General features: G+C 69.5%; 1 pseudogene. It reads left to right on the top strand.

Annotated features, from left to right (window positions below):
- The first annotated feature begins 71 nt into the window (after window positions 1-71).
- Window positions 72-1,219, top strand: a pseudogene (locus tag BLR12_RS23805) (IS3 family transposase).
- The last annotated feature ends 39 nt before the right edge of the window (window positions 1,220-1,258 follow it).

Below are 1,258 nucleotides of genomic sequence, written 5' to 3'. Positions count from 1 at the left end.
TTGGTCCGCCCCTTGTTTCGTGGAGTCCGATTGTTGGATCTTCGTGCCACCTGACCCCTTGAGGAGGGGCTGTGGGACGACGCGGGTATCCGCCGGAGTTCCGGCGCAAGGTGCTGGATCTGGTGGCTTCGGGACGCAAGGTGTCCGAGGTGGCCTTCGACCTGGAGATCAGCGACCAGACGATCTACTCCTGGCTGCGGCAGGACCGGATCGACCGGGGCCTCGAGCCGGGCCTCACGACGCCCGAGCGGGCGGAGCTGCGAGCCGCCCAGCGCCGGATCGCCGAGCTCGAGGCCGAGCTGGCCATCCACCGGCGGGCCAGTGAGCTGCTGGGCAAGGTGGTGCCCCCAAAAGGCGGTTCGAGGCCATCGCAGTGATGGCCGGCGAGGGCCTGCCGGTGGAGGCAGCCACTCGGGTCCTGGACGTCACCGACTCCGGGTACTACGCCTGGCGCTGCCGTGGTCCCTCGGCCAGGGCGGTGCGGCATGCGTTGGTGACCGAGACCATCCGCCAGGTCCACCTGGCCTCCCGGGGGACCTACGGCTACCGGCGTGTCCATGCCGAGCTCACCATGGGGCGCGGCCTGATTGTCGGTCACGGCACGGTGGAGCTGCTGATGGCCCGCGCCGGGATCAAGGGGGTCACCGGCGCCCCGAAGTGGCGCCGAGCCCGCCCGGACCTGCTGGCCACCGACCTGGTCGATCGTCGCTTCACCCGCGAGGGCGTGAACCAGTTGTGGGTCACCGACGTCACCGAGCACCCGACCCGCGAGGGCAAGGTCTACTGCGCCGTCGTGCTGGACGTGTGCTCGCGGCGGGTGGTCGGGTGGTCGATCGACTCCTCACCGACCGCGGCGCTGGTCACCAACGCCCTGGGCATGGCCATCGACACCCGCCGACCACCGGCCGGCGCGATCATCCACTCCGATCACGGCGTGCAGTTCGGCTCCTGGGCGTTCACCACCCGCGCCCAGCAGTCTGGACTGGTGCCCTCGATGGGGTCGGTCGGCGACTGCTACGACAACGCGGTCATCGAGTCCTTCTGGTCCCGCATGCAGGTCGAGCTCCTGGACCGCCGACGCTGGCGCACCCGCCTTGAGCTGGCGAACGCGATGTTCGACTACCTCGAGATCTTCCACAACCGCCGCCGCCGGCACTCCGCCCTCGGCTGGCTCACCCCCATAGAGTTCGAGAACCGACCATCCATGACCGTGGCATGAAGTCCAGCCAAGCGACTCCACGGAACGCGGGGCACACCA

The sequence above is a fragment of the Geodermatophilus sp. DSM 45219 genome, assembly GCF_900104025.1.
In the GTDB taxonomy this organism is placed as follows: domain Bacteria; phylum Actinomycetota; class Actinomycetes; order Mycobacteriales; family Geodermatophilaceae; genus Geodermatophilus.
Note: the sequence above shows the minus strand (reverse complement) of the source record. Positions and strands in the feature narration are given on the sequence as shown.